This window comes from Pseudomonas sp. SBT1-2 (assembly GCF_028640875.1).
GTDB lineage: Bacteria > Pseudomonadota > Gammaproteobacteria > Pseudomonadales > Pseudomonadaceae > Aquipseudomonas > Aquipseudomonas chlororaphis_I.
In genome coordinates, this window is the sequence record NZ_JAQZAA010000115.1 from 116,657 (window position 1) to 122,917 (window position 6,261).

A 6,261-nucleotide genomic window follows, 5' to 3' on the forward strand; every position below is an offset into this window, starting at 1 on the left:
GCCGCGCAAGCGGGGGCTGAGAGTATTTCTGCGTTGCCGGATAAATAGCCCGCGCCGGCCGTTCGGTAGTTGCCCGGAACAGAGCAGCCACCGCTGTTTGCCGGCCGGCAGTGGACTATCGGGCCTCAGGATTTGGGTGGGTTGATCCGGGCGGCGATGGCATAGGCGCGCGCGGTCGCGGGGCGATCGAGGATGCGGTTGAACCAGCGATGCAGGTTGGGGAAGTCTTCCAGATTCTGGCTTTGCCACTTGTGGGAGACGATCCACGGATAGATCGCCATGTCGGCGATGCTGTATTCGCTGCCGGCGACGAAATCGCGGTCCGCCAGGCGTCGGTCCAGCACCCCGTACAAGCGCGCGGTTTCATCGACGTAGCGTTTGATCGCGTAAGGGATTTTCTCCGGGGCGAACTGGCTGAAATGGTGGTTCTGCCCGGCCATCGGTCCCAGGCCGCCCATCTGCCAGAACAGCCACTGCAAGGCTTCCTGGCGTCCACGCAGGTCCTTGGGCAGGAACTGCCCGGTCTTTTCCGCCAGGTACAGCAGAATCGCCCCGGACTCGAACAGCGACAGCGGCGCACCGCCATCGGCAGGCTGATGATCGACGATGGCGGGGATCCGGTTGTTCGGCGCGATCTTCAGGAACTCGGGCTTGAACTGCTCGCCCTGGCCAATGTTGACCGGGTGCACGCTGTAGGGCAGGCCGGTTTCCTCGAGGAACAGGGAAATCTTGTGGCCGTTGGGGGTGGTCCAGTAATACAGGTCGATCATGGGACTCTCCAGGTAAACGAAGGACATTCTGTTACGGATAGCCAACAGTGGTATTCGGTGGTCCGGTCTACGTTCGACGGCTTGCCTGTCTGGAGAGGTGATGTTGAAGTGCGTGGAATTCAATGACCCGACACGAGAAAAGTCAGCATGGAGCTTCAGACCAATGCAGCGCTGATCCTGATCGATCAGCAACAGGGCATCCTGCACCCCAGGCTCGGGCGGCGTAACAACCCCCAGGCCGAGGAGCGCATCGCCGAGTTGCTGGCTTACTGGCGCCAGACGGCGCGGCCTTTGATCCATGTGCAGCACCTGTCGCGCAGCGAGCAGTCGGTGTTCTGGCCGGGGCAGTCGGGGGTGGAGTTTCAGCAGCGGTTTTTGCCGCAGGGCGCTGAGGCGGTGATCCAGAAGCAGGTGCCGGACGCCTTCTGCGCCACGCCCCTGGAGGCCGATTTACGCAAGGCCGGGATCGGCCAACTGGTGATTGTCGGTGTGGCGACCCACAACTCGGTGGAATCGACGGCGCGGACCGCCGGCAATCTGGGGTTCGATACCTGGGTGGTGGAAGACGCCTGCTACACCTTCGACAAGGTCGACTTTTTCGGTCAGGCCCACAGCGCCGAGGAGGTGCATGCCATGTCGCTGGGCAACCTGCATGGCGAGTATGCGACGGTGATCGATTCGAGACAGATCCTGCAACGCGATCTGTAGGAGCGAAGCTTGCTCGCGATGCAGGCGACTCGGTTAATCGAGTTGATCTCATCGCGAGCAAGAGCTAGGCGCCCCCTTGCTCCTACATAGAAGCAGGACAAAGACACAGCATTACGGCATCAGGCGCCGTGGCACTTCTTGAATTTCTTGCTGCTGCCGCATGGGCAAGGGTCGTTGCGGCCGACATCTTTCAAGGCGTTGCGCACCGGCTCCTGGTGAGCGTGGTTGCAATGCGGACCGTGAACATGGCCGTGATCGTGATCGTGGTGGTCATGATCGTGGTTGCAGTCAGGGCCATGGACATGGGGTTGCTGGGTCATCGAGGTTGCTCCGGAATAAAATCGGCGGGAATTATCTCGCCTTTGCGCGCCAGGTGCACGTCATGGCCGATGAATAATCCGGTTTCCAGCAAACCGTCCAGGCGATAGGGGATCGGTTGCTGCGGCTCCTTCAGCCATTTCACTACCTGGCGTATCTGTGGCCACAGGTTGGTGCGCACGGGGACCTGGAAGTAGGCGCTGTGCTTGGGGCCGATGGTGAACCAGTGTTCATGCTCACCCTCCGCCAGCAACACGTCGCCGAGATGAATCCGGTACTCCAGGGCGCGGACGGTCAGGTCGGCATCGTTGGGGTTGTCGACGCGAAAGTGCAGGCGCAAACGCTGCTCCAGCAAATTCGCCTTGATCACCTCGACCTTGACCAGGTGCACCTGCGGGTCGAGGGTGTTGTCGACGAACCACGAGGCACAGCCCGAAAGCGCCAGCACCGTGAGCAGTCCGAAGGTCCGTAGTGCGCGCAGCTGAACGACCATGGCGTTACTCCGTTTGAACTCCCAGTCTAGCAACCGCGGAGCGCACGCGAGGACAGGCTCAGGGGCGGGGATTCAGCTGGCGAAATAGCTGGCGCAGCACTTCTTGAATTTCTGCCCGCTGGCGCAGGGGCAGGCATCGTTGCGGCCGGCCTTGAGTTGCACGGTCGGGTCGATGAAATACCAGTGCCCGCTGTTCTGCACGAAGGATGAGCGTTCGCGATGGCTGTGTTCGCCATGGCTGTCGTGCCAGCGTGCGGTGAAGGTGACGAAGGCGTGTTCCGGCTGGCCGCCGAAGACTTCCGAGCTTTCGACTTCCAGGCCCAGCCAGGTACTCTGCGCGCTCCAGTCGCTGATGGACTGGCGGTCCAGGCCGCTCTGTTGTGCCGGCAGCGTGGTGGCCACCAGGTAATCCACCAGGCCCAGCACGTAGGCACTGTAGCGCGAGCGCATCAGGGCCTCGGCGCAGGGCGCGGGGTGGCCGGCATGGTAGTGGCCGCAGCAGGCGTCCAGCAGGTTGCCGCTGCCGCAGGGACAAATAGAGGTACTCATCGCATTACCACCAGTACTTTCCGAAGTTTTCCGGATTCGCCCAGAACCTGGAGTTGAGCCAGTCGGGCACTTGTTTGTATTCAAGCAGATCGTAGGTGAACAGGGTCAGGACCTGTTCGTCGCGCTGGAAACGTTCGCTGGCCTGCAGGGCCAGGGAGAAAAAGTCGGTCTCCTTCCAGCCGCAGGCATTCAGGTCGGCCAGTACCGCGATGCGGCTGGCGTTGAGATTGCGGATCCCGCCGAGCAGGTTCAGGCCGTCGCGCTTGGGCAGATGCTCCAGGCAGTCGACCGCCAGCGCCAGGTCGAAACGGCGCGCCGCCAGTTCCGTAGGCAACGGGCCGGGCGCGGTCTGGGCGATGACGGTTTCGGGGTGTGCCTGGCGAAAAGCCTCCAGGGCTGGAAACCCGCTGGCGCCGATCAACAGCAGCTGTCGTGGGGCGTAGCGGTCGAGCAGGGCGGCCAGGGCCTGCTGGGGCGTGCGCGAAGAAATACCTGCGGTCATCGAAGTTCCTCAATCTTTGAGTGGCAAAGACTAGCCTGCCCGGACCCGCGGGCCTAGAGCCGTTTTGTCTGAAATGACAGCCGTTCCTGGGCAAATCCAGGGGCAAAGCCCGCCAGCCTGATGCTGGCGGAGATTTAAAGCCAGGTCTTTACTCCCCCAATCGGTTCTAAGCCGATTCCCTCAGGAGATAACTAGATGAGCATAGTTCGGACAGCATTACCCTTGGTTCTGCTAACCAGTGTGTTGACTGGTTGCGCAGGTTTGCAGAAAACCGATTGGCCGACCTGCGCTGCTGTTGGGGGTGTCGGTGGGGCTGCGTTGGGCGCGATTGAAAGCTCGTCCTGGGCGGGATACGGCGCCTTGCTGGGCGCCGGCGTCGCGGCCGGTTATTGCTGGGTGCATGGAGATGGCGACGAAGACGGCGATGGCGTGCCGGACAGCCGCGACAAGTGCCCTGGCACGCCTAAAGGCGTGCAGGTGGACGCCAACGGTTGCCCGCCAGAGCCTGTAGCCGTGGTCGAGGAAGTGGTGGTGGTCAAGGAAGAGACCATTGTCATCCGCGACGTGCACTTCGAATTCGACTCGGCCAAATTGACGGCCGCCGACAAAGCCAAGCTCGACACCATCGCCACGCGCCTGAAACAGGAAGCCCCGAGTGCGCAGTTGCGCGTGACCGGGCACACCGACAGCGTGGGCAGCGATGCCTACAACCAGCGCCTCTCGGAAAAACGCGCGCGTTCGGTGACTGAGTACCTGATCAGCGCGGGCGTACCCCGCAGCAGTTTCGTTTCGGTAGTCGGTGCCGGCGAGAGCCAACCGGTCGCGGATAACAAGACCGCCGACGGCCGGGCGATGAACCGGCGCACGGAAATCAAAATCAACCGCTGATTGCCAGGCGTGATTGCCTGGCATGGGCGGCTTGTGCAGCCGCCCATGCGGGTCTTTACTCCTGTGTGACCGGTATGGGCCGGTGACACAGGAGCATTCATGATGAGTCTTCTCGCGCGAGCCGCCTTGCCGGTTCTACTGCTCGGCAGCCTGCTCACAGGCTGCGCTACCCACAGTGACGGCACTGCCCCCCTCAACCAGCGTACGTGGCCAATCTGCAGCCTGCTCGGCGGCCTGGTGGGCGGTGGCCTGGGCGCCATTGAAAGCGGTGGCTGGGCCGCGGGTGGCGCGGCGCTCGGCCTGGTGACCGGTGGCTTGATCTGCTATGCCCAGGATGGCGACAAGGACGATGACGGCGTGTTCGACCGCCGTGACCGTTGCCCGGATACCCCGGCCAATACCCCGGTCGACAATCGTGGCTGCCCGTTGCCGCAATACCCGGCCGCACCCGCAGCCGAGCCGGCGGCGCAATCCGAGGTGATCACCCTCAGCGATCAGGGCGATGTGCTGTTTGCCTTCGACTCGACGGAACTGACACCCGAAGCGCAAAACCAGCTGCAGGGGCTGCTGGCCAAGCTTCAGGGTGCCGACGTGCAGAGCATCAAGGTGGTCGGCCACACCGACAGCCAAGGGACGGATGAATACAACCAGAAACTGTCCGAACGCCGCGCCAGCAGCGTCGTCGCATTCCTCCTGAGCCAGGGCCTGGCACCGGACAAACTGACCAGCCAGGGCAAGGGCGAGAGCGAGCCGGTCGCCGACAACGCCACCGAAGAAGGGCGGGCGCAGAACCGTCGGGTGGAGCTGCATATTCAGCGTTGATCACCAGGCGCCAGGGCGGCTTGGCAGGGGGCGGCGGGAGAATTTTCGCCGCCCTCTGGCTTATGCCTCGCCGAAGTCGTTACTGTGCGCGCAAAGAAAAACTCGCAAAGGGGGGCATATGAAGGTGTTTTGGGGGCTGGGCAAGTTGTTGACGCTGCTGTTCTGGTTGCTGGTGCTGGTCAATCTGGTCATCCCGCTGATCAATCCGATTCATCTGTTGATCAATCTGGCAGGCAGCCTGTTGTTGCTGACCCACCTGATGGAGCTGCTGCTGTTCAACGGCAGCCTCAAGGGCCGCGCCCACCCTTGGCGAGATCGCCTGCAGATTCTCCTGACCGGCATTTTCCATCTGCAGACCTTCAAGGCGGCGAAGCCCGCGGAGGTCGGCCATGCGTAAGCTCTGCCTGCTCGCCGTGCTATGCAGCCCACTGGTCCAGGCCCAGGTGGTGACGGTCGAGACCAACTCCCTGATGCGCCTGCCCAACACCACCAGCAGCCTGCAACTGGAGCGCCTGGAAGTGGCCGACTACGGCACCTTGCTGATTCCGTCCACGGTTACCGAGGTCAAGGTCGGCGAGCTGCGCCTGGGGCGTGAAGCGCGGATCGCTATCGTTCCGGCCGAACAGAGCCTGCTGCTGAACGTCGACCATGCCGACCTGGAGGCTGGTAGCCAGATCACCTCCCGCGGGGCTCCGGGGACTTACCAGAAGGCGGCCAAACCCGGGCGCAACCTGAATCTGCGTATCGCCTCGCTGCAGGCCGGGGAACTCTCGGTGGATGCACGCGGCGGCACCGGCGCGCCGGGTTATGTCGGCCTCGATGGCGCCAACGGCGAAGAGCCGGGGTGCACCTGGGGCCAGGCCGGGCGTGGCGCCGATGGCGACAACGGCGGTGACGGTCAGCCGGGGGCGGCGGGTGCCCAGGTGCGGGTCGAGCTGCCGCGCGATTACCCGGCAGAGCAGATCAAGGTCTGGGTCGATGGCGGGGCCGGCGGTGTGGCCGGTGCGGGCGGCAAACCCGGGGCTGGCGGCAAGTCCAAGGGCTGCTTTGTCTATCGCGCCGACGGTGGCAAGAGCGGCCGTCCTGGCGCCGAAGGCCATCCAGGGCCGGCAGGCCCCGCGGGTTCGGTCACGGTACAGCGCCTGTAAACAGTCCTTAAATAGGTGGTGCTGATTCCAGCGCCATCGCGGGCAAGCCTCGCTCCTACAGGG

At 63.4% G+C, this 6,261-nt stretch carries 10 protein-coding genes; 5 read left to right on the plus strand and 5 right to left on the minus strand.

Going from position 1 to position 6,261, the window contains the following annotated elements:
• Positions 1–125: 125 nt before the first annotated feature.
• Positions 126–770 (minus strand): glutathione binding-like protein, encoded by a 645-nt coding sequence (locus PVZ78_RS29230; RefSeq protein WP_009047359.1) that lies wholly within the window; start codon positions 768–770, stop codon positions 126–128.
• Positions 771–917: 147 nt separating this feature from the next.
• On the opposite strand from PVZ78_RS29230, the gene PVZ78_RS29235 reads away from it, so the two are divergent.
• Positions 918–1,478 carry a cysteine hydrolase family protein gene (locus tag PVZ78_RS29235; protein WP_053268371.1) on the plus strand — a complete coding sequence of 187 codons (561 nt, stop codon included), beginning with the start codon at positions 918–920 and terminating at the stop codon, positions 1,476–1,478.
• A 119-nt stretch (positions 1,479–1,597) separates the two neighbouring features.
• Here PVZ78_RS29235 and PVZ78_RS29240 read toward each other — a convergent pair whose 3' ends face one another.
• The 4 genes from PVZ78_RS29240 to PVZ78_RS29255 form a co-directional block, all read right to left on the minus strand.
• Positions 1,598–1,798, minus strand: a complete 201-nt coding sequence (locus PVZ78_RS29240; protein WP_007923047.1) for an SEC-C metal-binding domain-containing protein — start codon at positions 1,796–1,798, stop codon at positions 1,598–1,600.
• Positions 1,795–2,289 carry an LEA type 2 family protein gene (locus tag PVZ78_RS29245; RefSeq protein ID WP_009047361.1) on the minus strand — a complete coding sequence of 165 codons (495 nt, stop codon included), beginning with the start codon at positions 2,287–2,289 and terminating at the stop codon, positions 1,795–1,797. The genes PVZ78_RS29240 and PVZ78_RS29245 overlap by 4 nt, the downstream gene beginning before the upstream one ends.
• Before the next feature lie 72 nt (positions 2,290–2,361).
• Complete coding sequence (locus PVZ78_RS29250; protein WP_009047362.1) at positions 2,362–2,838, minus strand: YchJ family protein; 477 nt, start codon at positions 2,836–2,838, stop codon at positions 2,362–2,364.
• A gap of 4 nt (positions 2,839–2,842) precedes the next feature.
• Positions 2,843–3,340 carry a DUF6231 family protein gene (locus tag PVZ78_RS29255; RefSeq protein WP_016702041.1) on the minus strand — a complete coding sequence of 166 codons (498 nt, stop codon included), beginning with the start codon at positions 3,338–3,340 and terminating at the stop codon, positions 2,843–2,845.
• Between the two features lie 195 nt (positions 3,341–3,535).
• Here PVZ78_RS29255 and PVZ78_RS29260 point away from each other — a divergent pair, with 195 nt between their 5' ends.
• The 4 genes from PVZ78_RS29260 (at position 3,536) to PVZ78_RS29275 (ending at position 6,198) form a co-directional block, all read left to right on the plus strand.
• Positions 3,536–4,228, plus strand: coding sequence for an OmpA family protein (locus PVZ78_RS29260; RefSeq protein WP_124307791.1), 693 nt, complete (start codon positions 3,536–3,538; stop codon positions 4,226–4,228).
• Positions 4,229–4,330: 102 nt separating this feature from the next.
• Positions 4,331–5,050, plus strand: a complete 720-nt coding sequence (locus tag PVZ78_RS29265; protein WP_009047365.1) for an OmpA family protein — start codon at positions 4,331–4,333, stop codon at positions 5,048–5,050.
• A 118-nt stretch (positions 5,051–5,168) separates the two neighbouring features.
• Positions 5,169–5,447 carry a DUF1145 domain-containing protein gene (locus tag PVZ78_RS29270; protein ID WP_009047366.1) on the plus strand — a complete coding sequence of 93 codons (279 nt, stop codon included), beginning with the start codon at positions 5,169–5,171 and terminating at the stop codon, positions 5,445–5,447.
• On the plus strand, positions 5,440–6,198 hold the full coding sequence (locus tag PVZ78_RS29275; protein ID WP_009047367.1) for a hypothetical protein: 759 nt from the start codon (positions 5,440–5,442) through the stop codon (positions 6,196–6,198). The genes PVZ78_RS29270 and PVZ78_RS29275 overlap by 8 nt, the downstream gene beginning before the upstream one ends.
• Positions 6,199–6,261: the final 63 nt, after the last annotated feature.

Bases quoted from the DNA above. Each gene is read 5' to 3' on its own strand.
- PVZ78_RS29230 (WP_009047359.1), bottom strand. From the start codon at position 770: ATGATCGACCTGTATTACTGGACCACCCCCAACGGCCACAAGATTTCC.
- PVZ78_RS29235 (WP_053268371.1), top strand. From the start codon at position 918: ATGGAGCTTCAGACCAATGCAGCGCTGATCCTGATCGATCAGCAACAG.
- PVZ78_RS29240 (WP_007923047.1), bottom strand. From the start codon at position 1,798: ATGACCCAGCAACCCCATGTCCATGGCCCTGACTGCAACCACGATCAT.
- PVZ78_RS29245 (WP_009047361.1), bottom strand. From the start codon at position 2,289: ATGGTCGTTCAGCTGCGCGCACTACGGACCTTCGGACTGCTCACGGTG.
- PVZ78_RS29250 (WP_009047362.1), bottom strand. From the start codon at position 2,838: ATGAGTACCTCTATTTGTCCCTGCGGCAGCGGCAACCTGCTGGACGCC.
- PVZ78_RS29255 (WP_016702041.1), bottom strand. From the start codon at position 3,340: ATGACCGCAGGTATTTCTTCGCGCACGCCCCAGCAGGCCCTGGCCGCC.
- PVZ78_RS29260 (WP_124307791.1), top strand. From the start codon at position 3,536: ATGAGCATAGTTCGGACAGCATTACCCTTGGTTCTGCTAACCAGTGTG.
- PVZ78_RS29265 (WP_009047365.1), top strand. From the start codon at position 4,331: ATGAGTCTTCTCGCGCGAGCCGCCTTGCCGGTTCTACTGCTCGGCAGC.
- PVZ78_RS29270 (WP_009047366.1), top strand. From the start codon at position 5,169: ATGAAGGTGTTTTGGGGGCTGGGCAAGTTGTTGACGCTGCTGTTCTGG.
- PVZ78_RS29275 (WP_009047367.1), top strand. From the start codon at position 5,440: ATGCGTAAGCTCTGCCTGCTCGCCGTGCTATGCAGCCCACTGGTCCAG.